Source organism: Pseudarthrobacter xylosi, assembly GCF_055412765.1.
Map to the genome: position 1 here is coordinate 65,456 of NZ_JBVAYT010000009.1, position 23,310 is coordinate 88,765.

At 61.9% G+C, this 23,310-nt stretch carries 14 protein-coding genes; 6 read left to right on the forward strand and 8 right to left on the reverse strand.

Going from position 1 to position 23,310, the window contains the following annotated elements:
- Nucleotides 1–386 precede the first annotated feature (386 nt).
- The 3 genes from ACZY1F_RS17460 (at nt 387) to ACZY1F_RS17470 (ending at nt 6,155) form a co-directional block, all read left to right on the forward strand.
- Nucleotides 387–1,739, forward strand: coding sequence for an MFS transporter (locus ACZY1F_RS17460; RefSeq protein WP_463943397.1), 1,353 nt, complete (start codon nt 387–389; stop codon nt 1,737–1,739).
- A gap of 128 nt (nt 1,740–1,867) precedes the next feature.
- Entirely contained in the window at nt 1,868–2,689 is an 822-nt protein-coding gene (locus tag ACZY1F_RS17465; RefSeq protein ID WP_463943399.1) for an aspartate/glutamate racemase family protein, read from the forward strand.
- 793 nt (nt 2,690–3,482) lie between these two features.
- The gene (locus ACZY1F_RS17470; protein ID WP_463943401.1) at nt 3,483–6,155 is read left to right on the forward strand and encodes an amidohydrolase family protein; all 2,673 of its coding nucleotides are present in this window, start codon (nt 3,483–3,485) and stop codon (nt 6,153–6,155) included.
- A 362-nt stretch (nt 6,156–6,517) separates the two neighbouring features.
- On the opposite strand, the gene ACZY1F_RS17475 is transcribed toward ACZY1F_RS17470, so the two are convergent.
- Both ACZY1F_RS17475 and ACZY1F_RS17480 read right to left on the reverse strand, forming a co-directional pair.
- Nucleotides 6,518–8,674, reverse strand: a complete 2,157-nt coding sequence (locus ACZY1F_RS17475) for an amylo-alpha-1,6-glucosidase (RefSeq protein WP_463943403.1) — start codon at nt 8,672–8,674, stop codon at nt 6,518–6,520.
- An 822-nt stretch (nt 8,675–9,496) separates the two neighbouring features.
- Nucleotides 9,497–9,904: a hypothetical protein gene (locus ACZY1F_RS17480; RefSeq protein ID WP_463943405.1), complete on the reverse strand. Its 408-nt coding sequence runs from the start codon at nt 9,902–9,904 to the stop codon at nt 9,497–9,499.
- A 595-nt stretch (nt 9,905–10,499) separates the two neighbouring features.
- Here ACZY1F_RS17480 and ACZY1F_RS17485 point away from each other — a divergent pair.
- Together ACZY1F_RS17485 and ACZY1F_RS17490 are read left to right on the forward strand one after the other, a co-directional pair.
- The gene (locus ACZY1F_RS17485) at nt 10,500–10,862 is read left to right on the forward strand and encodes a cupin domain-containing protein (RefSeq protein WP_463943407.1); all 363 of its coding nucleotides are present in this window, start codon (nt 10,500–10,502) and stop codon (nt 10,860–10,862) included.
- A gap of 1,176 nt (nt 10,863–12,038) precedes the next feature.
- The gene (locus ACZY1F_RS17490; protein WP_463943408.1) at nt 12,039–13,526 is read left to right on the forward strand and encodes a glyceraldehyde-3-phosphate dehydrogenase; all 1,488 of its coding nucleotides are present in this window, start codon (nt 12,039–12,041) and stop codon (nt 13,524–13,526) included.
- Nucleotides 13,527–14,161: 635 nt separating this feature from the next.
- Here the strand turns inward: ACZY1F_RS17490 and ACZY1F_RS17495 are convergent.
- The 4 genes from ACZY1F_RS17495 to tkt form a co-directional block, all read right to left on the reverse strand.
- A complete protein-coding gene (locus tag ACZY1F_RS17495) occupies nt 14,162–14,635 on the reverse strand; it encodes a ribose-5-phosphate isomerase (RefSeq protein WP_463943410.1) in 474 nt (157 codons plus the stop codon).
- Between the two features lie 73 nt (nt 14,636–14,708).
- Nucleotides 14,709–15,386, reverse strand: a complete 678-nt coding sequence (rpe, locus tag ACZY1F_RS17500) for a ribulose-phosphate 3-epimerase (protein WP_463943412.1) — start codon at nt 15,384–15,386, stop codon at nt 14,709–14,711.
- Between the two features lie 37 nt (nt 15,387–15,423).
- Complete coding sequence (gene tal, locus ACZY1F_RS17505) at nt 15,424–16,545, reverse strand: transaldolase (protein WP_463943414.1); 1,122 nt, start codon at nt 16,543–16,545, stop codon at nt 15,424–15,426.
- A gap of 104 nt (nt 16,546–16,649) precedes the next feature.
- A complete protein-coding gene (gene tkt, locus ACZY1F_RS17510; RefSeq protein ID WP_463943637.1) occupies nt 16,650–18,797 on the reverse strand; it encodes a transketolase in 2,148 nt (715 codons plus the stop codon).
- Between the two features lie 180 nt (nt 18,798–18,977).
- Here tkt and ACZY1F_RS17515 point away from each other — a divergent pair, with 180 nt between their 5' ends.
- Nucleotides 18,978–20,285 (forward strand): helix-turn-helix transcriptional regulator, encoded by a 1,308-nt coding sequence (locus ACZY1F_RS17515; RefSeq protein WP_463943416.1) that lies wholly within the window; start codon nt 18,978–18,980, stop codon nt 20,283–20,285.
- 139 nt (nt 20,286–20,424) lie between these two features.
- Here the strand turns inward: ACZY1F_RS17515 and ACZY1F_RS17520 are convergent, their stop codons facing one another.
- Nucleotides 20,425–21,414, reverse strand: coding sequence for a glucose-6-phosphate dehydrogenase assembly protein OpcA (locus ACZY1F_RS17520; protein WP_463943418.1), 990 nt, complete (start codon nt 21,412–21,414; stop codon nt 20,425–20,427).
- A complete protein-coding gene (zwf, locus tag ACZY1F_RS17525; protein ID WP_463943420.1) occupies nt 21,411–22,979 on the reverse strand; it encodes a glucose-6-phosphate dehydrogenase in 1,569 nt (522 codons plus the stop codon). The genes ACZY1F_RS17520 and zwf overlap by 4 nt, the downstream gene beginning before the upstream one ends.
- Nucleotides 22,980–23,310: the final 331 nt, after the last annotated feature.

The following is a 23,310-nucleotide window of genomic DNA, read 5'->3' on the forward strand; positions in this document are numbered from 1 at the left end:
GCGCGCGACAGGGTCCGGTTGCACACTCAGGATGTACTACTAGTAGTCGCATTTATGAATTAACTTATTCAGACGCCATGGTCTTTACTGCCGATGAATGCTATCGTACACGGTACTCACATTTGGTCTCATTCAGCGCGTGCTACTACCACCCCGGGTACTCCGCGGAAGGCAACAAACCTTGAGCCAGTGTCGCTAAGCCCACGAAAGGTCACTTCAAGCCGCGTCTACAGGACAGGCGACATCTGACCCGTACCGAAGCCCACTCGGGCGTCGCATTTGACTCAAGCGCCATACAGCGACGCCTGCGCAGTGGCGCGAAATGGCGACCACCGAGTGATGCCGAGCGCTCGCTCGGCCATCAATTGAATTGAAAGGGCATGGCTATGTCATACCAGGAAACGGCGTCCGCAACGACGCTACCCCCCAGCAAAGCCACAGTCCGACGAACGCTAATAGCAGCGATTGTCGGCAACTTCGTCGAGTGGTTCGATTTTGCCCTGTTCGCATATACGACGCCTATCTTCGCCGTGCTGTTCTTCAATACTCCCGACCTGTCCCAATCCTTGTTCTATACCTTTGTCGTCGTCTACGGGATTTCCTTCTTCTTCCGCCCTCTTGGCGCTATGTTCTGGGGGAACCTTGGTGACCGGATCGGCAGGAAGACGACGCTCGCGATCGTGATTACCATGATGGGTGCCGCGACTGCATTGGTCGCATTCGTGCCTCCAGCGGCGGCAATCGGCTTAGCAGCACCCGCATTTATCATCGTCCTGCGCATCCTGCAGGCATTTTCTGCCAGCGGTGAATCCGGCGGCGCATTGGCACTATTGTTTGAGACCATCGGGCCGGACCGCCGCGGTGTGACACTAGGCCTACTCAACGCATTTGCGGTGGTTCCTTCCGCAGCTGGTGCACTGTCCGTTCTTGGTATGACGACCCTGGTCGGGCCACAAGCGTTCGCAGAGTGGGGTTGGCGTGTGCTCTTCATAGCCGGCGGTATCATGGCGTTGGTTGGCCTCTATATTAGGAAGCGGCTTCCCGAGACGGAGGCGTTCTCCCGCGTAGCCGAGGCCGGTGCCCGTCCGAAAATTCCCCTCTTCACGGCACTCCGTGAATACCCCCGCGAGATTTTCGCCGCGTTCCTGGGCGGAATTGGAGGACTCGCATTTTATATGCTCACCGCGTTTATCAGCGCGTACCTAAGCACCGGACTTGGTATGAGCCGTGAGGTCGCGCTGTACACGAACGCCGCCTCGCTACTCACGCTCGGAGGGCTAGGTGTAGCGTTCGGCGCACTGAGCGACAAGGTCAAGAGGCGGAAGCCGTTCCTTCTGGTCGGCACCGGGATCCTCGCTGCCGGCGCCATCCCCGCCTTCTATCTTGCTACCGGCGGTTTTGGTTGGATGGGAGCGCTGGGTGCCCAACTAATCATTGTGCTCGGTATTGGGGTCCTGTGGGGAGGTCTTTGCCCCTGGCGCCCAGAAATGTTCCCGACCCGGGTCAGATACAGCGCCACCGCGACCGCTGACGGTGCCGCTTACGCAATCCTCGGGGGGACAGCGCCGCTGATCAGCCAATACCTGGTGAATACTACTGGTATCACGCAATCGCCAGGATTCTATCTGGCGGGGATCTCGACACTAGCGCTCATTGGGCTCGCAATCTTCGCAAAAGAAACCGCAGGAACCAGCCTGCTGGCTGCCGAGGATGTTGTGAAAGAGGCAGACGCATCATAAAAATCTGGACAGGGTGAGTCTTACTCTTCGTGTGCCACTTCGTCAGCCCAGCTCGGTGGCAAAGTGGTCGCGGTCCTAACACCAAAGGCAAGCGACGAAGCTGGTTATCAATCGCTACACCGGCAGACTTGCTGATCAAAGTAGAGATACCGGCGCTTGGGCCGGCCACTCTGGCCAAGTGGACGCGTCCATGGCGAAAATTTATCAACATCCAGACAGGAGCGGGGTTCATGGTCGACAAAATCCTGGGGTTACTGAATCTCGAAAACAACGCGCTTAAGTCCGACGAGTGGGAAGAGGTTTCCAGGGTCGTCCGTGGCTTTGGCACACTCCCGTTTCCGGTGAAGCAATTGACTATTCCTGGTGCGTGGGTGCGGAACGTTGTCGACGGTGACCCATCGCTCAAGGATGCTTACATCGCTTGCGCTCGGAAGCTGGAGAGGGAAGGTGCCGCAGCGATTACGTCGCACTGCGGTTTCAGTTCCCTATTCCAAGCCGATGTGGCTGCTGCAGTTTCAATTCCAGTTGCTCTCTCAAGTCTTCAACTTGTGCCCCTGTTAGCCAAGACACTCCCGACGGGCCGAAAGGTCGGAATCATCACCTATGACGCTGAGAAGCTCACGGAGAAGCATTTTGCGGGGGCGGGGTGGGCTTCGGACGACATACCAATTGCCGTTGCTGGAATTGAGGGATCGGAAACATGGCGCAGGTGGGCGGCCCCCATCGTGAATTACTCATTGCCGTTGCTCATCAACGACGTATTGTCTGCGGTGCAGTCGCTGTTGTACGACCATCCAGAAGTTGGGATTCTTGTCTTTGAGTGCGCGGGCTTTCCAGCCGCTGCCGAAACTGTTCGACGAGAAACTGGCCTGTCTGTGGCCGACTATGTCACTTTGGCTAACCTGCTTGTCGACATGAGCCCCCCGTCGAACAGCAGTTACGGCGAGTGAAGTCCAAGGCTTCCGGTCGTTGGTGTTGACTCCAGCCTGTTCGGACGGATCAACTCAGGAAGACCGATCCTCGAAACGCCGAGCGGGACCCTGGGTTTCAACCACGATGGCGGCCTGGTAGACCGCGATTCCCGACTCATCAATAAGAATCAAAGCTGCGCGTTGTCAGACTAGCCGAGAGCGAAATGTTCGTTGTTCGTTCAAATCCCCCTTGATCACCAACGATTCACCTGAGTTTGGTGCGTTGATGCTTGGCAAGGCCTAGAGATGCGTAAAGCATGAGTAAAGGACGAAGAGATGACACTGATTATTGAGCAAGACCCAAAACACGAAATGGCTTGGTGTGCTGGCGTTCAACCCACGTTAGACGCTGGAGTGACTCTGTCCCGGCCAAGGACAGCGTGAAGGCAGCCGCATGACGAAGACTTGGCGGGTTGACGTAGATTCGGGGACGAACCTGGGGGTCGCAGTCGCCCCCTCCACAGGGCAATTGGCGGTTACCGTGCAGGGCTCCGTATGGCTTGTGCCTCCCAACGGCGGGCAGGCCAGCAGGGCTGTCCCTCGCGGGTTCGAGTGTCCCGAAGCGCACAGAGCGAGTTGGTCTCCGGACGGCCGGTGGCTCGCGTTTCAAACCAATCAGGACGGGCGCTATCACGTGTGGCAGGCGGCTGCGACAGGTGGTGAGCCCCAACCGCTGACCGCAGGTCCGCAAGACGATAGGGAACCCGCCGTCTCCCCCGACGGCAACCGCGTCGCTTTTGCATCCGATCGCAGTGGAAGCTACCAAGTATGGGTGCTGGACCTGCGCGACGACACCCTCATCCAATGGACTGATGAGGCAGGCGAGGTTGGGATGCCGACGTGGCATCCCAACGGTGAGGCAATCGCGTACGTCCTGAACGAGCACCTGGTGCGAATGGCGGGTTCAGGTCGTCCCCGGACAATCTACCAAGATCCAACACGCAAGCTCTTTGGCCTAGCTTTCTCCCCCGATGGTGAAAGGTTGTCGTGCGTTGCCCTCAATGAGCTGGCTTCCTCTCTCATGCTGATAGAGGACGGCATCGGCACCGTCGTAACCGACACCGAGGATGTCGTCCCGCTGGCAGCAACTTGGGTCTCAGGGGAGGAGATCGTGTACTCAGCTGACGGTAACATTCGCAGGCGCCACTTGCAGACCGAGACGGTGACCCCCATACCCTTCAACGCCTCGATCACCGGTGTCCACAGCGACCTAACCGCGGAGACTGATCTGTTCACGGCCGCCTCAGAACCGTTGCGTGGCATTGTCGACCCCGTGCTCGCACCTGACGGGGAAAGTGTCGCTTTTCACGCTCTCGGCTCCATTTGGGTTGGGGAGCTTGGAAAGCATCCCAAGCAGTTACCGGGAGCAATTGCTTACCAAACCGGCCCCGCCTGGTTCCCGGACAGCCGCCACCTCGTCTATTCCAGCGACCTCGCTGGCAGCCCCGATCTTTGGCGCTTCGACACACACACGGAGGAACACCGCAGGCTTACCAAGCTTCCCGGCGCCCAGATGTTTCCTTCGGTCAGCCCGGACGGCGCCAGGATCGCGTTCCAGGATCACGACGACAAGACCTTCGTGCTCGACACCAAAACAAACTGCGTGATGGAGGTGCTCCCGGCGTTAATGCAGCCGGGCCGGCCCTCCTGGACACCGGCTGGCGACACCCTGGCGATGTTCGCTCACGTACCGGTTTCGCGGCGGTTCCGCGAAGGGGAAGCCCAGCTCCTGCTTGCCGACACCGAAACAGGAGTCGTGCGATATGTGTCGTTTTCGCGACACGGCGCGTTGGCCGCGCGGACATCAGGTTCGCCCGCTTGGTCGCCAGATGGTCGCATGCTGGCCATAATTCTTGACGGACTGCTGCACGTGGTGCCCGTTTCCTCTGGGGGTGACCTCACAGGCCCACCCAGACAGTTAACGGATCACACAGCGGACTATCCGAGCTGGGCACCTGATTCCAATACACTGCTGTACCTGCATCACGGTCAGTTCCGCAAGGTATCAGTCCAAGGTCAACCAGATGGGATGGTCCCTGCGGGACCACAAAGGACACATGTGGCTGAGCCACGAAGAAGCGAACTATACGTGGCGTCCTTGTGGGACGGGCACAGCGACCATCTGCTCAGAGATGTCAAGATCGTCGTTGAGGCTGGCCGGATCAAGTCAGTTGAATCAGGGGTTCAGGCAGGAGCATCAAACATACTGCCGGAAGGTCAGGCCCTAACAGCGATGCCTGGACTCATCGACATGCACACCCACACTGCGGGCATGCTCGCAGCCAGCTACGGCCGTAGGCTTGGCCGACTCCAGCTCGCCTATGGCATCACCACCGTGCGTTCCGCAGGTGATCCTGCCTACGAGGCCGCCGCCGCCTACGAAACCTATAACGGTGACACACACCTAGGTCCGAGATATGTGCCGACAGGTGAACTGCTGGACGGGGTCCGCTGCTGGTGGCCGATGGCGCGTCCCGTCAGCGACGAGGATCAATTAGTTCGCGAGATCGAGCGCTCCCATGCCCTTGGGATGAGATTCGTAAAGGTCTACAACCGCCTACCTCCACGCTGGCATGGCCGAGTAATACAAGAGGCTCACCAGCGCGGAATGCGTGTAACCTCACACCACCTCTACCCGGGTGTTCTCGACGGCCAGGACGGCCTCGAGCATTTGGTGGTGTCTACCAACCGCATCCATACGCTGGTGAGTCGGCGTGGGAACACTCAACGTGACGTGCTTGACCTCATCACGGGGAGTGGTATTGCTCTGACGCCTACACTGTTCGACTCGAGCGCCCTGCTATTCGATCAAGGCTCCTTGGTCGAAGACGAAAGGCTACGAACAATCCTTCCGGCTTGGGCATACGAGCGATTGCGAAACAAATCGGCTGTGATGGCGGCGGCGGAGCCAGTGGCCGTGCGGCAGAGACTGAATCGACTGGTTAACAGTGTTCGCCTAATTATGGAATCTGGGGGTGTCATTACGACGGGTACCGATGCGCCCCTAGACGACGTCGGACTCGGACTGCATCTCAACCTGCGTGCGATGGTCCAAGGTGGGATACGACCCCTCGACGCCTTGCGCACCGTTACTGCTAACGCGGCAGCGGCCCTAGGGTGTGGACATGAAATCGGCGCCATACGACCTGGGCACAGGGCCGATATAGTGTTTGTGCACGGTGACCCGACGACACATATCGAAGCTACGTCTAACGTCCAAGCCGTTATGCAAGGTGGCCGACTGCATCGCCTTGACGAGTTGCTGAATGTTGGGCCAGAGCCAACTGGTGCTGCTCCGGTGTACCGGGGCCTGACTTTTGATGCCTTGCCGCACGACACCGATCTGCATTGGTGGCACGACCCTGCCGCGTGGAATTCCGGGGCTCCGAAACAAGTACAAAAAGGAAACAAACCAGCGGAAAATGTCATCGGGGGTTGTTGTTAGCCAAAGGTCGTCACGCGCTCAGACGAGGTTCTCCACGGCGGCAACGCGCGGTGCATTTCCTAAGTAGGGAACAAGCGGCCAGAAAGCCCGCACGGTCTTAACGAACTGAAGCACAAATTATGGACAAGGTTGGCCCGGGGCAGAAGCGAGGCTGATCCAACCTGTTGGGCAGAAATTGGATCTTCCGGAATTGCAGCGGCGGCCATACTTCTGGTCATTCTCCTTTTTGCTGCGCCCAGAGCACTGAGAGTGCGGACGCCCTGGCGCCGCGGCATTCAACGATTCACCTGATTGCCATCGGTGTTGCGGCCTTAATCGTGCGGTTTGCAGAACGGAAGGAGAAGCGACTGCGCCGGGCTTTTCTAAGTCTCCCGGCGCAGGCTGGCTTGGTCCACCAGTTCTGTCAGCCATGGCCGGCGCCCAGGGTGGAAGACAATTCCTTCGGGGAGTCCTTGGACGGTGGGAATGGAACTTACGATGTCGATAGTGATCCGGCCACCGGCTATGGGTGCGTTGGTGATGTGGAGGTCACCGTAGGATTCAGGGAGTACGGGATCCATCCAGAAACCTCCGCGCGACACATGTGTGTTGTACTGCATCAGACTAGTGACCAGCAGGATCGGTGTAGTCGCTGCCCAGGCCTGCGGTGAACAGGCCGTGGGGTAAGGTACGGGGGCCGCGAATCGGTCCCGGTCAAAGCCGCAAAACAGCTCTGGCAGGCGGCCATCGGAGTAATCGGCCGCCTCCAGCAGGGCTGTGGCGATCCGCTGTGCTTCGGCTACAAAGCCGTAACGCAGCAGGCCAGCAGCGATGATTGCGTTGTCGTGGGGCCAGACAGAGCCATTGTGGTAGCTGGCGGGGTTGTAGGCTCCCATGTCACTGGCCAGGGTCCGCACGCCCCAGCCGCTGAACATTTCCGGGGACATCAGCTTGTCGGCCACCTGCCGCGCTTTGTCCTCATCCACCAAGCCGTACCATAGGCAGTGCCCCATGTTCGAAGCGCACGCGTCAACTTGCCGCTTCGTGCCATCGAGAGCGACGGCATAATATCCGCGCTCGGGCATCCAGAACTGCTCGTTGAACCGTTTTTTCAGCTGCGCAGCACGATTTGCGAGCTCATACGCCAATGCTGCGTCCCCCGCGTCATACGCCATCCATGCCCGCGCGATGTACGCCCCGTGGACGTATGCCTGGACCTCGCAGAGCGCGATGGGCGGCTCGGCCATGGTTCCGTCGGCGAAGTTGATGCCGTCCCAGGAGTCCTTCCAGCCCTGGTTGATCAGCCCTCGGGGGTTGAGGCGCTCGTACTCTACGAACCCGTCGCCGTCCTTGTCTCCGTAGTCCCGGATCCACTCCAGCGCGCGGTCAGCATGGGGCAGCAGGGAAGCGATGGTGTCCTTATCGGATCCCCAGCGGCTGACTGTCCCGAGCGCGTCCACGAACAGGGGTGTGGCGTCGACGCTGCCGTAGTAGGTGGACTTGCCCCCGAGGGATAGCCCGCTGGAGACGTCGAGCCTGACCTCATGCAGGATCTTGCCGGGCTCCTCCTCGCTCATCGGGTCCACCACTGTGCCTTGGCGGTCTGCAAGGGTCTGGAGCGTGCCCAGAGCCAGGGAGGGGTCCACAGGCAGTGCCATTTCGGACGCCCAGAGCGAGTCGCGGCCGAACAAAGTCATGAACCAAGGTGCCCCGGCGGCCACCACCACCCGGTCCGGGTGGTTTGGGTCTTCGATGCGGAGGGCACCCAGATCGTCGTAGCTGCGACGCAAAGTCCGTTCGATGGAGTGGTTTCCCATGTGTATCACCGGAATCTTCGCCACCCACTCCTGCCGGCGCCGGTCCCGGGGAGACAATGCATCCCCGTCAGGATGGAAGAACCCGTCAACGTGGTCAACTCCCTCGATGTTGGGCGCCACAGTCAGGACCGTGCTCCACTGGCCGTGCGGCGGGACAGTCACCAGGTACGTGAGGGCCTCCGGCGTAACGTCTGCTCCGGGGGCCTGGACGGTGACCTCCTTGCGGACGTCCTGCCAGGTAGCCCGGATGGTGAGCGCGTCGACGTCAGCCCGGCGGATTTCGTCCCAGCGCCGCTGGATCCGGGCCTCTTTGACCTCGAATAGGTCCGCGAAATCCGCCCCAATGCTCAAGACGACCTCGCATTGGGCAGGCTTCAGGGAGTAGTTGCAAACGGTGACCTGCTCCTGGAAGCCGGCGCCGACTTCGCGGAGACGTTCCACGATCAGAGGGCTGTCCGCATACCCGTCTGAGCGGGAAACACGCCCGGCGAACAGAGCCCGGTATGGCTCCTTCGTCTCCGCCGCCAGCGGCTCAAGGGGCTCGCCGTTAATGGTTAGGTTCCAGCGCGAAAGGACGCGGGTGTCCTGGACGAACAGGCCGTGGGGATGCTCGGGGTGTATATCCCCGTTTTGCAAGGAGATGCAGAAGGATGATCCCTCCACCAAAGTAACGGTTCCGGCCCCCAGGGGCCCTGCTGCAGTGTCAGCATTCCATCCAGCCATCGAGGCCTCCTCAAGAAACCCACGCCAGCACGCCTTTGCTAGGTAGGGCGGCCTGCTGCCGTTACCGCCGATTCTCCAACCGACGCTACGCTCGCTTACTCTCCGTTACCAGTACATCGTCGGATACTCTAAATGTCCCCCGCCACCAGTCGAATGAAACGTTGCCGTCAGGAGGGGCCGCGGCATGATGCCGCTGGGCGTGGCTCAAATCAATATGACGAGAAATCGATGGCGGTCCATGAGGAAAGAGCTTAGAAGCTGCGCTCTGTCTCGGCGGCCGGCACTGGCGCGCCGGCTGCCCCGCACCGCCCGCACTTCGCGACGGACCTACATGCCGGGGCCAACGTTTTCCTGCTCGCTCCCCTGCTGGGGTCCGGAAAGAGGGACCGACTATTCCCGGTTCTGGTCCATTTCTGCCGTTGACCGCGGCCAGCGCAGACAACCGTGGGCCTTCGCCCTGGCACTGATAGGCGTTGACCTGCCCTTCCTTTTTACATTGCCGACAGCCCTTGTCCGGGCCAGGGCCCGGTGCTGTTGCGAAGCCACTCGTGGCACCTTACTCAGGGCTAAGCAGGAAGCCACCGTGGTCATTGACATCCTCTGGCTACATTGGACCTTGGTATCAAAGCCTGCCCGACTTACAGCAATCACCTCCGTGAGTGATCAAAGCTCGATCGTGCGGTTGCAGAACGGAAGGAAGGAGAAGCGACTATGCCCCGGCCTCTGAATCTTTCACCGGTGGCTTGCCTGTTCCACGAGCCTTGCTGCCACGGATTCAGGCGAGCACTGATCACGCGCGTCTACACTATGCGACTGACCAGTTCACGGCCTGCCCGGAAAAGCCTCGGTCTCGAGGTCACGGAGGGTCCACTCCCAAACGTCCACGTTGCAGGTCTGACCATGTACATGCTGGGAAATTGCGAAAAGAGCCGCCTCTGACCGGATCACTTCAAGCCCAATAAGCTGTTCCGCGCTGTGCAGCGACCGGATAAACGAATGGAAGAACGCCTTCACCAACCGCACCTTGCCCGCGTCAATGAGCTGGGCAATAACGTATGCTGGCCCGTTTCGAAAGCCCGCAGAGAGGTGATCTTCTGCCTGCGCTCGGGCAACGTCCTGGGCGCACGCTCGCGAACATGCTTCCACCAGAACGGACATCAACTGGCCCTCCGGGCTCGCAATCGGCATCGGCTTTGAAGCGGAGCCCGCTCGAACAGAGGCTTCGGGCATGTCCCCCAGTGTCATAGGCGGTGTTCGAACTCTGCCTACCGAGTTCCGACGCTTCATCACTGGCCTCCTTCGAGTCGCTGACCATACTGGAGCGATACCTAAAGTATGAGCTCATTCAGGAGCGTATGCAAGAAGCAATTATGAATGATCTAATTCATAAGATGGACGCTCCCTCGCGGGCGGGTCGGTGGTGCGAGCCCCTCCTTATTGAGGTGACCGTCGGGCGGAATCACGGAGCGGACCCCAGTTGCTGTTCTGCCAGATGTCCATGGCGACTTTGGCCGCGGCGGCTACCAGCGCCGTAATCGATAGCCGCATGGGATGAACGATTTCTTTCAGGAAGACCATTGATATGGCGTGCTGAATAACTCTATACTTGTTGTTCGTGGGGCTGCTGACTCGGAGAGCCGGGATACTGTTATCCGCGATAGCCAGTTTGTGAATTGTTGACTCGGTGTAGCGCCTTGTCAGCACTCGCTGATTCGTCGCGCCTCCTGGCTCCTCAACGCCGACTCTGAAGCGCCCCGCTCGGAGTGGCCGAATCACATCTGCCGGGCCGCTCAAGGCTCCCTTCAAGAAAGAGATACATTCCTAAATGACGACCGCATTTCGCGCAGCCGACCTCGCTGCCAGTGAACTAGAAGAAAAACTCCTCGCCCAGCCCAGCGCTACGCCACTTTCCGGTGACATCACCGTTCGGGGTCTCAACGTATTTGGCACCGAGGATGGCCGCATCTCTTCGGGCACCTGGGAGACTGAAGCGGGCCAGTCCAGATGGGAGTTCCTCACCAGGGGCGAAATCATTCACGTTCTCTCCGGCAAAATGAGTGTTCAGCGGGACGGCGGTGACGAAGTGCACCTGTCCGCTGGTCACACCGCATATTTCCCCATCGGATGGACCGGAACGTGGACCGTACACGAGCGTCTTCGGAAGGTGTATGTCATTTACTCGGCTTGACCTCCGCCAAACCGCCCCGCCGGAGCTAAACAAATAGGCGAAGCATCGCTCTGTTGACCTCGGTGTAGGACTGTTGCGGCATTCGGAGTAGATCGATTTACTCGCAGGGAGAAGAGCGCTGCTCTTCTCCCTGCGGCGTTCGAAGTCCGTCACCTGGACGCTCGTGGCGGGTCGAGTCCCCATCATGTATCTAATTTTTCCGCCCGACACTTGGAGCTTGCCTTGACCACTACTAGCCCACAGGGGCCTGAGATTGCCTTGCGAGAGCAGCAGCCTTTGCTGGACGCGAACGGTAGAAGGTCGACTACTCTACCGATCCGCAGCGCCGGGCTGGATGGTTGTGATGACGGCTGTCACTACTGCGAGGGGCCGGAAACGGATTAACAGCCTTCCATCTAGGATGCCGTCCGCCCACGCCCCGGGTCTCTCAGCATAGGAACGAATCGCCATGAAGTCCTTCAGAGCGATGACTGGAGCCGCCTCATCGGCGCAGAGGTCTTATTAGCTTAACCCGGCCTACAACGGGGACCGGGCGAGCTTCGAATCGGCAGAAGGATTCAAAGTCGCCCAGGATCTGCCGGGAGCAGTACTCGTCCATGATCTGCTAACGATGAAAAGCGCAAACCTCGACGTCCAGTTTGCGCTGGGATGACCTACATTTACAGCCGCAAAGCCACCCCTGACCAACGGATAGAGCAGTACGCGGCCTCCTCGTCTCACGCAAGAACAATAATCAGCATCTCCGCCAAAATAATTGCTCTAAGCAGCCAACGGGAGCGCGAATTCGGTCGGGCGATCTGGCCGGAGTGAGCCATTTCGTGGACGCTAGGCCGCACAACGGCTCAGTTTTCGACCGTCACCGACACCGCCCGGTATTCGTCAGATCAACTCCAGTGCCATGGCTGCGTCCCCCGCTGCTGCCTACCCAAAAGGGTTGCTCAAACCATCCCGAATTAGCGTTTCCCCCACCCGCAAATAACAGGACGATGGATGCTAGGCCCACCTCTTAGAGAAGAAGTGAAGGCATGAGGGCATTTTAGGACATCCTGTCAGGAACTCATCTGGCCAAAAACCCAAGGCGGCACAAAGCAAGGAGCCGTCAACTCTCCGCAGCCCCTGGAGCAACTCAGGAGCTGAGGCGCAACAGACCCTACCCTGTTTTTGAAAGGCAGCCCGATGCTACAAACCCCAGAATCTTGTCGTGAAACGTGGATGGGCCGGGAGGCACTCGCCGAGGCCATGATTCCGGTGATCGGCCGGCTGTACCGCGAGAACAACGTCGTAACGAGCATCCATGGCCGGAGCCTGATCAACAAGTCCACCATGAACATCCTCAAGGCACACCGCTTCGCCCGCCGGATCAGTAAGGACGAATTGCCCCTGGAGGAGACTGCCCCGCTACTGAACGCCCTGGCAGAGATGGAGCTCGGTGCGGCAGCCATCGACGTGGCCCGCCTAAACCAGAAATTCAAGGCCGAAGCCGACGGCGCCACCCTGGAGGAGTTCCTCCGCGCCGAGCTTGCCGAGGTAGTTGGCAAGCGCGGCGGCGATGACCGCACCAGCACCGACGTCGTGCTGTATGGCTTTGGCCGGATCGGCCGCCTGCTGACGCGCCTCCTGATCGAAAAGGCAGGCGGCGGCCACGGCCTGCGCCTGCGCGCCATCGTGGTGCGCCGGGGCTCGGACAAGGACCTCACCAAGCGCGCCAGCCTCCTGCGCCGCGACTCGGTCCACGGCTCCTTCGAGGGGACCATCCGTGTGGACGAGGCTGCGAACACCATCACCGCGAACGGTGTCCAGGTCCAGGTCATCTACTCGGACAACCCCGCCACGATCGACTACACCGCCTACGGCATCCACAACGCCCTGGTGGTAGACAACACGGGCCGCTGGCGCGACGCCGAAGGCCTGTCCCAGCACCTGCAGAGCAAGGGTGTTGCACGCGTCCTCCTTACCGCACCGGGCAAAGGCGCGCTGAAGAACATCGTGCACGGCATCAACCACGGCAGCATCGAGGACACGGACCAGATCGTCTCGGCGGCGTCCTGCACCACCAACGCCATCACGCCGGTCCTGAAGGCGATCAACGACAAGTTCGGCGTGATCCACGGGCACGTGGAAACCGTCCACTCCTTCACCAACGACCAGAACCTGATCGATAACTTCCACAAGGGCGACCGTCGCGGCCGCTCCGCCGCGCTGAACATGGTCATCACGGAAACCGGAGCGGCCACCGCTGTGGCCAAGGCGCTGCCCGAGCTACTGGGCAAGCTCACGGGAAGTTCCATCCGCGTCCCCACACCGGACGTTTCGCTGGCCATCCTGAACCTGAGCCTGGAAAACGGCACCACCAAGGATGAGGTGAACGACTACCTGCGCCAGATGTCCCTGCATTCGGACCTGCGCAAGCAGATCGACTACATCGACTCGCCGGAAGTTGTTTCCACCGACTTCGTCGGATCCCGTCGTACCGGCATCGTGGACGGCCTCGCCACCATCGCTAATGAGAAGAACGTCATCCTCTACGTCTGGTACGACAACGAATTCGGCTACAGCTGCCAGGTAGTCCGCGTCATGGAAGAGATGGCCGGCGTCAACCGACCATCCTTCCCCGCCGCGGACGTCGTTGAGGAGGCGACATTGGTACTTGCAGCCGTGGGATAGATTCAAGGGCTGCTTATCCAAGCCGCGGCCATCACCACCAGCCAGCCGGAGACGTTTACGTCGAGTATTAGCGAGGCAAATGCAAATGAGAATAGTCCCTTTAGCCCAGTGAGCTCTTCCAAGTAGATCTGGATGAATCCCTACTGGGTCCCTATGCGCCGAGGTGCTAGGCGACGCGTTTCGGTTGGAATGTCGGTTTCTTCACCAGCCACGACTCACGTATCCTCTCTGGGGTCTGGGAACCGGACGGCTTGGTAAGTTCACGGACCAGTTAGCCAGCGGAGCTGGAAGCACGCACCGGTAGCCGAAGGGTCTGCCCGGAGCACATGGAATCCCCGCACTCCGAGCGCGGGTTGGACCCCCGTTCATCACGACCAGCGGCGCCACGCCCGCGGGCATGGGCTACCTTCACCCACTGAGTGATTTGCTGGATGCTGACCTTCTGCTCGGGAATAGGGCACGGGCATCGGCAGCGATGCGAGCCTACAATCCTATCCAGCCCCTTGACGCCCATCACCTCTGGGATACACCGCTGGTGCGATACCGCTCGGTTGCTGTTGAGCCCAACTTTCGGCAGCCCACAACCCACTCCCCCGTTGGCGAACGCGCGCCGAATCCCGTAGTGAAGCGCTAAATTACTCGGCGACCTCCCCGGTGGTTTCATAGGTGGCGATCTGGCCGATGCGGCGCGTGTGGCGCTCGGCATTGCTAAATGGTTCCGTTAGGAATGCCTCGATTAGTTCGGTGGCCTCCTCAACGGTGTGTTGGCGCCCGCCCACTGCAACCAGGTTGGCGTCGTTGTGTTCGCGAGCCAGCTTGGCGGTGTCCAGGTTCCAGGCCAGGGCCGCGCGCACGCCCTCGACCTTGTTCGCGGCCATCTGCTCTCCGTTGCCCGAGCCGCCCAGCACTATCCCGAGGGCGTCCATGCCCGCTGCCCGGTCAGCAACGACGGCGGACGCGGCCTTGATACAGAATGCGGGGTAGTCGTCCTCGGCATCGTAGGCCGTTGGCCCGTGGTCCACCATCTCGTAGCCTTTGGCTGACAGTGCGGCGATGAGGTGGGAGCTGAGCTCCATGCCGGCGTGGTCGGTTGCGATGTGAACGCGCATTAGTGGTCCTTCAATCTTGTTTGGGGGTGCAGTCTTGTTGGGTGAAATCCAAACCGCATCGGAGGGTCATTGCCTAGCCGAAGGCGAGCTGGCCGCTGGCGCGCAGCGACTCGATGGCCTCCGCAGGCGACGGCCTGCTGTACACGGCCGATCCGGCCACAAAGACGTTGGCGCCGGCCTCCGCGGCGCGGGTGATGGTTTCTTCCGTGATGCCGCCGTCGACCTGGATGGCCACGTTCACCCCTGAACCCTCGACCGCCGCGCGGGCACGGCGGATCTTGGGCAACATGACGTCCAGGAATGCCTGGCCGCCGAAGCCCGGCTCCACCGTCATGATCAACAGCATGTCCAGTTCGGGGAGCATGTCCAGGTACGGTTCCACCGGAGTGGCCGGGCGCAGTGCCATGCCCGCTTTAGCCCCGCGCGCACGTAGTTCGCGGGCCAGCTTTATGGGGGCCTCGGACGCCTCGACGTGGAAGGTCACCGAGCTCAGGCCCGCATCGGCGAACTGTGGCGCCCAGCGGTCCACATTTGAAATCATCAGGTGGGCGTCCAACGGCACGGGGCTGACCTTTTGCAGCCGTTCTACGACAGGCAGGCCGATGGTCAGGTTCGGCACGAAATGGTTGTCCATGACATCCACGTGCACGGCATCGGCGTTGCTGATGCGGGCCAGCTCGGCCTCAAGGTTGACGAAGTCGGCCGAGAGGATGCTGGGGTTGATGCAGCACTTCAGGGGTGAAATGGGCATGGTTTCTGCCTTTCGGTGCCGGTCAGGGCTCAGTGGGTTAGGAAGACTTACGTGCAGCGGCGAGGGCGCCTTCGATGTCGGCCAGCAGTTCCTTCCAGCTGGCCACAAACTTGTCCAGGCCCTCGGATTCGAGGAGGGCAACCACCTCGTTGTAGGAGATGCCCAGCGCGTCCAGTGCGTACAGCACGGCCTTGGACTCGGCATAGGCGCCGGAGATCGTGTCACCGGTGACCACGCCGTGGTCGAACGTCGCGTCGAGCGTCTTCTCCGGCATGGTGTTGACGACGTGGGCAGCAACCAGTCCGGTGACGTACAGGGTGTCGGGGTAGACGGGGTCCTTCACCCCGGTGGACGCCCACAGCGGACGCTGCGGGCGTGCGCCGGCTTCGGTCAAGACTGTCCAGCGCTCGGTGGCAAAGAGCTCTTCGTAGACCTGGTAGGCGAGGCGGGCGTTAGCGACACCCGCCTTGCCTTTGAGTGCTTTGGCGTCATCGGTGCCGAGGGCGTCGAGGCGCTTGTCGATCTCTGAGTCAACGCGGGAGACGAAGAACGAGGCCACCGAGTGGATCGTGGACAGGTCATGGCCGTTTTCCTTGGCCAGTTCCAGGCCGGACTGGAAGGCATTGATGACTGCGCGGTAACGGTCGAGGGAGAAGATCAGGGTCACGTTGACGCTGATGCCTTCGCCCAGGGTTGCCGTGATGGCCGCGAGGCCTTCGAGGGTTGCCGGGATCTTGATGAGGACGTTGTCCTTGTCCACCTTCTTGTAAAGGTTCTTGGCCTCGGCGATGGTGCCCTCGGTGTCCCAGGCGAGACGGGGATCTACCTCGATGGACACGCGGCCATCCACACCATTGGTGGCGGCGGCGATCGGGGCGAACAGGTCGCAGGCGTCGGCGACGTCGGTGGTGGTGATCTCGAAGATTGTATTTTCTACGCCGGCGCCCTGCGCGGCAAGTTCGGCAATCTTTGCATCGTAGTCAGAGCCGGAGGTGATCGCGGCCTGGAAGATGGAAGGGTTCGTGGTCACGCCAACGACGTTCTTTTCGTCGATGAGCTTTTGCAGGCTGCCGCTGGCGAGCCGCTCGCGGGAGAGGTCGTCCAGCCAGATGGATACACCGGCGTCGGACAGCTGTGCGGTGGGGGTTGCGTTGGTCATGGCGTCTGCTTCCTTCGAAATGATGAATAGTTGAGAGCTTGCGCCGGCGCCGCGGGACGCTTGTTAGCCGTCCCGCGGCGCTGGTCGCAGTGCAGTTGAGAGGGTTAGTTTCCCGCGGCGGCGAGGGAGTCCTTAGCGGCGGCGGCGACAGCCTCCGCGGTAATGCCGAACTCCTGGAAAAGGCGCTTGTAGTCAGCGGATGCGCCATAGTGCTCGAGCGAGATGGAACGGCCGGCGTCGCCGACGAATTCCCTCCAGCCCAGGGCCAGTCCGGCCTCGACGGAGACGCGGGCCTTGACGGCGACGGGGAGCACGGACTCGCGGTAGGCGGGGTCCTGCTTGTTGAACCACTCCACGCACGGCATGGAGACAACGCGGGCAGCGATGCCTTCGCCCTGGAGGGCTTCGCGGGCCTGCACGGCCAGCTGGACCTCGGAGCCGGTAGCGATCAGCAGTACCTGGGCAGGGACTGTTGCGCCGTCCCGGGATGCCTCGGCCAGCACGTAGCCGCCCTTGGCCACACCGGCCGGGGAAGCAAAAGTGTCACCTTCGGCCGCACCCTCGCCTCGGGCGAACGTGGGGACGTTCTGACGGGTCAGGACGATACCGGCCGGGTTTTCATGGTTCTCCAACATGGTCTTCCACGCTATGCCCACCTCGTTGGCGTCGCCGGGGCGGACCACGTCCAGGCCCACGATGGCGCGCAGGGTGGCGAGCTGTTCAACCGGCTGGTGGGTGGGGCCGTCCTCGCCCAGACCGATGGAATCGTGCGACCACACATACAGCGACGGAACACCCATGAGGGCGCCGAGGCGGATGGCCGGCTTCTGGTAGTCCGAGAAGATCAGGAACGTGCCGGAGAACGCGCGGGTCCGGCCGTGCAGGGCGATGCCGTTCACGATCGATGCCGCGGCGTGCTCACGGATACCGAAGTGCAGGACCCGGCCGTACGGGTTGCCCTTCCACGTATCCGTGGAGCGGGAGGCCGGGATAAAGGACGGGGAGCCCTCGATGGTGGTGTTGTTGGACTCCGCGAGGTCGGCCGAACCGCCCCAGAGTTCCGGCATGAGCGGACCGATCGCGTTCAGGACCTTGCCGGACGCTGCGCGGGTGGAGACGTCCTTGCCTGCTTGGAAGACCGGCAGGGCAGCATCGAGCCCGGCCGGGAGCTTTTTGGCTTCGATCCGTTCCAGCAAGGCAGCGCCCTCGGGGTTGGCTTTCTGCCAGGCGTTGAAGGACTCATCCCAAACACTGCGTGCCGCGGCGCCGCGGCCAACTACGGCGCGGGCGTGCGCCAGGACTTCCTGGTCCACGTCGAAGGACTTGGCGGGATCGAACCCCAGGACGGACTTTAGGCCGGCGACCTCTTCGGCGCCCAGGGCTGAACCGTGGATCTTGCCGGTGTTCTGCTTCTTCGGCGCCGGGTACCCGATGATGGTGCGCAGCGAGATGATGGACGGCTTGGAGGTCTCGGCCTTCGCGGCGAGCAGCGCAGAGTAGAGCTCCTGGACGTCTTCGACGTATTCGCCCGTCTCCGTCCAGTCCACGCGCTGGGTGTGCCAGCCGTAGGCCTCATAGCGCTTCAGGACGTCCTCGGTGAAGGAGATGTCAGTGTCGTCCTCGATGGATATGTGGTTCTCGTCGTAGACCACCACGAGGTTGCCCAGTTCCTGGTGGCCGGCCAGCGAGGAAGCCTCGGAGGTCACGCCTTCCTGGATGTCGCCGTCGGAGGCGATGACCCAGATGGTGTGGTCAAAGGGGGACGTGCCCTCGGCAGCGTCGGCGTCGAACAGGCCGCGCATCCGGCGCTGTGAGTAGGCGAACCCGACCGAGGAGGCCAGGCCCTGGCCCAGCGGGCCGGTGGTGATTTCGACTCCGGCGGTGTGCTTGTATTCCGGGTGGCCCGGCGTCAGGGAATCCCAGGTGCGGAGCGCCTTAAGGTCGTCCAGTTCCAGGCCGTAGCCGGAGAGGAACAGCTGGATGTAAAGGGTCAGCGACGAGTGGCCGGGTGACAGGATGAAACGGTCACGTCCCAGCCAGTCCGGGTCGCGGGGGTCGTGGCGCATCAGCTTCTGGAAAAGAAGGTACGCGGCCGGGGCAAGGCTCATCGCCGTGCCGGGGTGGCCGTTGCCAACCTTCTCGACGGCGTCCGCGGCCAAAACACGGGCCGTGTCCACCGCGCGCTGGTCCTCGGGTGTCCATTTGAATGTTGCTGATTCAGGATTTGACGCTGAACTTGGGGCGCTGGACAAGGTACGTGTCGGATTCACGATTTATCCCTTCGATTCGGTCATCGGCCTGTAGCGGCCGGACGGATGGTTCTGGTTGATCTCCATGATCCCGAAACCAACGGGTAGGCGTAACACTGTTTTTTGACAGTTCTTACTACCCTTTAGGGTTGGTTTGGCCTTTCCGTCCGGTATGCTGGCCGGATGAGCGCTGCCGCTGACCAAACCCTGAAGGAATCTGCTCTGCCCGTGCCAGAGGTGCCGTGGCCACTTTTGGAGAGCGTGGCAGCAGTGGCAGAAGCCCCCTTGGCCCAGATAGCGGATCGACTGCGTGAGGCCACCCTCCCCTGCATGGGAAGCAGCGCGCTGGTCATCTTCACCGAAGACTGCACGGGCCGGCCGCAGAAGAAGGCAGGCGCCGAAGAAATTATCTCCCGGGCCTCCATCGCCGAGCTGGACACACTTCGCGCTACCCTTTCGGATGAGACACCTTGGTTCGGGGAAGCCGAGCTCGCTGGCCGGCCCCGCCAGGTACTAGCCCTGAAGCACGCCTCCAGCAATGCCCTCCTCGTTCTCACGGATCCTCACCCTGCCGGTCCGGAGCACAACGCCGGGCTGGACCTGGTGAGGTATCTGTGGCGCCTTAGTGCCCGGCGGATCCAGGAGAAAGTCGCCGATGCGCCGCCGTCATACCTGCTGGAATCGCGGGCGGCCTCAGCTGAACGTATCCGCGTGACAGCGGAACTGACCGATCTGCACTCAACCACCTTGGAGACCCTCCTTGCAGCCTTGCGGTCATCCTCCTTGGACGATGCATTAGCCCGCTCAACCGTCACTGACCTCACCGCCAAGGCCTTAATCGGGCTCCGCACACACAGCGACCGCACGACAGACCTGGTGAAAGAGCCAGTCGCCAAGGCCTTCGAACGCCTGAGGGAGGACCTGCGACCGCTCACGCGCTACAGCGGCATCGAGATCGAATTTATCGAACCGCCGCTGAATGGAAGGGCCCTCCCCGGCGAAGTTGCCCACGCGGCCCGGGCCATCGTCCGCGGACTTGTGCTGGCCATGACGGAACAACCAGACGTCAGCAGAGTAAGGACGCAGTGGGACTGCGACGGCGAAAACCTGCTGATCAACGTACGCGACGACGGCCGCGGTGTACTCGCCGCCGACGCGCCGAGCATCGCCCGCTTGGACCGCCGGGTCCAGGCGCTCACCGGACAGCTGCGGATCGACGTCATGCCAGGCTGGGGTGCAGACGTCTTCGTCACACTCCCATTGGACCTGCCAGCACGCCCGGCCGGGGATGTCGCCGAATGGGACCTCGCCGCCCGTGAACTCGAAGTGCTCCAGCACCTCGTCGCCGGACAACGCAACCGTACAATCGCCTCAGCGCTGGGCATCAGCGAGAATACCGTCAAGTTCCACGTGCGGAACCTGTTCAGGAAGCTCGACGTCGGCTCACGTACCGAGGCCATTGCACTGGCACACAGTCACGGACTCCGGTGACGGTGTGACGACTGGACAGGGCACAGTTCAATCTGTGCCCTGTCGGGAGACGACAGCCCAATGAGCGGCACTCGGGACGAAGTGGGGTCATCCCTTCCGCTGCTCGCGCGGGTATTGCAACCGCCGCGTCCAGGTCCCCTTAGACGGTGATCAGTGACTGTTCCGGGTTACGTTCTGGCTCCCCGCTGCAGGTGAACGTGACGCTGCTGGTTGGATGCATTCTTGAAGTATCAAGGCTGCGGACCGTTTCGCCGAAGACTTCGTCGGGGTCGAGGCGGCGGAGCTCCTCGGCGAGGCAGTCCTTGAGGCTGCGGCGTGGAAGCGAGATGCGTTGGGCGGGCTGTCCGGGCTGGGTGAGTACGGCAACGGAGAGCCCGGGGCGGAACAGCTGCACGTCGCCGCTCTGGCGGGACAGCCGGACCCGGCGGATGCCGGTGCCCGCAGGATCCGCGACGATGGTCACGGGCGCGTCCAGGGCCAGGGTCAGCCAGGCCGCGAGCAGGATCGTGGACGGGGAGTCGGAAGCGCCTTCGACGGCCACGGCGGTCACGGGTGAGGAGTCCACCTGGTCCAGGACGGCCGCCAGCTGGATCCGCCAGTTGGTGAGCCTGGTCCAGGCGAGGTCGGTATCCCCGGCCTTGTAGGTGGCCCGGATGTTCTCGAGCGCCGCCTGGGGATCGGTTTCGTTGGCGGAGTCCGTGATGCGGCGGTGCGCGATCCGGCCCACGGAGGTCTCGGCAGAGTTCTCCGGGGCCCCGTGCGGCCACCAGGCCACGATCGGGGCGTCCGGGAGCAGCAGTGCCGCGACCAGGGATTCACTTTCGTGGGCGAGTTCGCCGTAGCCGCGGAGCACGATGACCTCGGACGCGCCGGCGTCACCGCCCACCCGGATCTGAGCGTCCAGCCGGTTCGGGGCCTTGGCTCCGGCGTCCGCGAGGACGATGATCCGGCAGGGGTGTTCGCGGCTGGCCTCGTTGGCGGCCTCGATCGCTTCTTCCTCGAGCCCGGACCGGGTCACGACCACGAGGGTCAGGACCCGGCCGAGGGCGATCACGCCGCCCTGCTCACGCAGGGATGTGATCTTCTTGGAGATCTTCGAGGTGGTGGTGTCCGGCAAATCTACAATCATGGCCTTCTCCAGGTTCGTCCGTCGCGGGCCAGCAGTTCATCGGCCGAGGGAGGGCCCCAACTGCCCGGGGCATAGGGCTCCGGCTGCTCAGTTAAACCGGCCCAGTAATCTTCAAAGGGGTCAAGGATCTTCCAGGACAGCTCCACCTCGGCGTGCCGCGGGAACAGCGGCGGCTCGCCCAGGAGCACATCCAGGATCAGCCGCTCGTACGCTTCGGGGCTGGACTCGGTGAAGGAATGCCCGTAGCCGAAGTCCATGGTCACGTCGCGGACTTCCATCTGCGTGCCCGGGACCTTGGACCCGAACCGGATCGTCGCACCCTCGTCGGGCTGGACCCGGATCACGACGGCGTTCTGGCCGAAGTCATCCTCGCCATGGTCACGAAACAACAGGTTCGGGGCGCGTTTGAACACCACCGCGATCTCGGTCACCCGCCGGCCCAGGCGCTTGCCGGCGCGCAGGTAGAACGGGACACCGGCCCACCGGCGGGTGTGGATGTCCACCCGGATGGCCGCGAACGTCTCCGTCTTCGAATCGGCCGGGATGCCCTCTTCCTCCAGGTAGCCCTGGACCTGTTCCCCGCCCTGCCAGCCGCCGGCGAACTGCCCGCGCGCCGAATGGGTGGACAGGTCCTCCGGGAGCTTGACCGCGGCGAGGACCTTTTCCTTCTCCGCACGCAGGTCATCGGCGTTGAAGGAAATCGGCTCCTCCATCGCCGTCAAAGCCAACAACTGCAGGAGGTGGTTCTGGATCACGTCGCGGGCAGCGCCCACACCGTCGTAATACCCGGCCCGGCCGCCCGTGCCGATGTCCTCGGCCATCGTGATCTGGACGTGGTCCACATAGTTCGCGTTCCACAACGGTTCGAACAGCTGGTTCGCGAACCGCAGCGCCAGGATGTTCTGGACCGTTTCCTTACCCAGGTAATGGTCGATGCGGAACACCGCGTCCGGCGGGAACACCGACTCGACAATGTCGTTCAGCTGCCGGGCTGACTCCAGGTCATGCCCGAACGGCTTCTCGATCACCACCCGCCGCCACTTATCCCCGTCGGCCTGCGCGAGGCCGTGTTTGGACAGATGACGGCAGACCTGCTCAAACGCCTTCGGCGGGATGGAGAGGTAGAACGCGTGATTACCCCGCGTTCCGCGGACCTCATCGAGCTCAGCGATCGTGTCACCCAACCGCTCAAAGGCGTCATCGTCGTCGAACTCGCCCTGGACAAAGCGGATACCCTCAGCGAGCTGGTTCCATACCGCCTCATCAAACGGCGTGCGGGCGTATGCCTGGACGGAGGATTTCACCTCCGCGGCGAATTCCGCGTCCGACCAGGAGCGGCGGCCGAAACCCACCAACGCGAAACTCGGCGGCAACAACCCCCGGTTCGCCAGGTCATACACGGCCGGCATGAGCTTCTTGCGGGCAAGATCACCGGTCACTCCAAAGAGCACCAACGAGGACGGACCGGCAATCCGGTCCAGGCGACGGTCCCGCGGATCCCGGAGCGGATTACGCCCTGACTTCTGCCCGGACTTCACACTTGAATCGACGTAAGTAACTGACATTGTTGCTTCTAACTTTCGACAAGGCAGTGCGGCCGTCGACCGACGGTCACGAGAGTATCTGCTCGCGGGTCTCCCATAGGGAACGGTTTCGCTGATTGCGAGGGTGTACCGGTCGGGATCGTGGCGTAAGCAGAGTGCCGGCATACAGTGGGGCCTAGCTATTTGCCGGAGCGCGGCCTCTGCATCGTCGAGCATCTCGTAGAGTCGACCAGGCTCGGTAACGTGGACTTCCAAATGCTCAGCGGTCTGAGTCGCGTGATGAACAGTTTCCTTTTCGCGATGAGAGTTCCCCGAAGGTGCCAACCCCTCATCTTTGAGGATGTGATGTGCT

Excerpts from the sequence above, each read along its gene's own strand:
- rpe (WP_463943412.1), bottom strand. The coding sequence starts at position 15,386 with ATGCCCATTTCACCCCTGAAGTGCTGCATCAACCCCAGCATCCTCTCG.
- ACZY1F_RS17495 (WP_463943410.1), bottom strand. The coding sequence starts at position 14,635 with ATGCGCGTTCACATCGCAACCGACCACGCCGGCATGGAGCTCAGCTCC.
- ACZY1F_RS17520 (WP_463943418.1), bottom strand. The coding sequence starts at position 21,414 with ATGATTGTAGATTTGCCGGACACCACCACCTCGAAGATCTCCAAGAAG.
- ACZY1F_RS17490 (WP_463943408.1), top strand. The coding sequence starts at position 12,039 with ATGCTACAAACCCCAGAATCTTGTCGTGAAACGTGGATGGGCCGGGAG.
- zwf (WP_463943420.1), bottom strand. The coding sequence starts at position 22,979 with ATGTCAGTTACTTACGTCGATTCAAGTGTGAAGTCCGGGCAGAAGTCA.
- ACZY1F_RS17480 (WP_463943405.1), bottom strand. The coding sequence starts at position 9,904 with ATGCCCGAAGCCTCTGTTCGAGCGGGCTCCGCTTCAAAGCCGATGCCG.
- ACZY1F_RS17515 (WP_463943416.1), top strand. The coding sequence starts at position 18,978 with ATGAGCGCTGCCGCTGACCAAACCCTGAAGGAATCTGCTCTGCCCGTG.
- ACZY1F_RS17475 (WP_463943403.1), bottom strand. The coding sequence starts at position 8,674 with ATGGCTGGATGGAATGCTGACACTGCAGCAGGGCCCCTGGGGGCCGGA.
- ACZY1F_RS17485 (WP_463943407.1), top strand. The coding sequence starts at position 10,500 with ATGACGACCGCATTTCGCGCAGCCGACCTCGCTGCCAGTGAACTAGAA.
- ACZY1F_RS17460 (WP_463943397.1), top strand. The coding sequence starts at position 387 with ATGTCATACCAGGAAACGGCGTCCGCAACGACGCTACCCCCCAGCAAA.
- tal (WP_463943414.1), bottom strand. The coding sequence starts at position 16,545 with ATGACCAACGCAACCCCCACCGCACAGCTGTCCGACGCCGGTGTATCC.